Below are 317 nucleotides of genomic sequence, written 5' to 3'. Positions count from 1 at the left end.
TCTACCTCAGCTTTAAAGTCATTGCCTTCTGTACCTGCGCGATAAGGCGACTGCGGATTGGTTGAATCATGGCGGATATGCACAACAGGCAAACGGCGTTCGCGCCATGCTTCCAGCAAGCGCTGCAGATTGGCTTCTGTTTGCGGCTGTCCGCGACGACCCCATTTCGGATCATCAATAGCTTTTTGCATATCTATGATGAGCAATGCCGGTGTTGAGCTGATCATGAATGCAGGCCCTTTTCGCTTGTCTTTTTATGTGTCTGTTCGTCGTCCTGAATACCGGCCATCAGCAGACCGATTTCCCCTTCACCAGCT

1 protein-coding gene is annotated in these 317 nt (G+C 51.1%); it reads right to left on the bottom strand.

The features are described from left to right. Positions 1-227: isochorismatase family protein (locus tag HBA93_RS20065; protein ID WP_221724451.1), on the bottom strand; the 227-nt coding region annotated here is incomplete at its 3' end. Between the last annotated feature and the right edge of the window lie 90 nt (positions 228-317).

The organism is Ochrobactrum sp. SFR4 (assembly GCF_019730395.1).
In the GTDB taxonomy this organism is placed as follows: domain Bacteria; phylum Pseudomonadota; class Alphaproteobacteria; order Rhizobiales; family Rhizobiaceae; genus Pseudochrobactrum.
The sequence above is the reverse complement of the archived record's forward strand: the minus strand, read 5'-3'. Positions and strand labels throughout refer to the sequence as shown.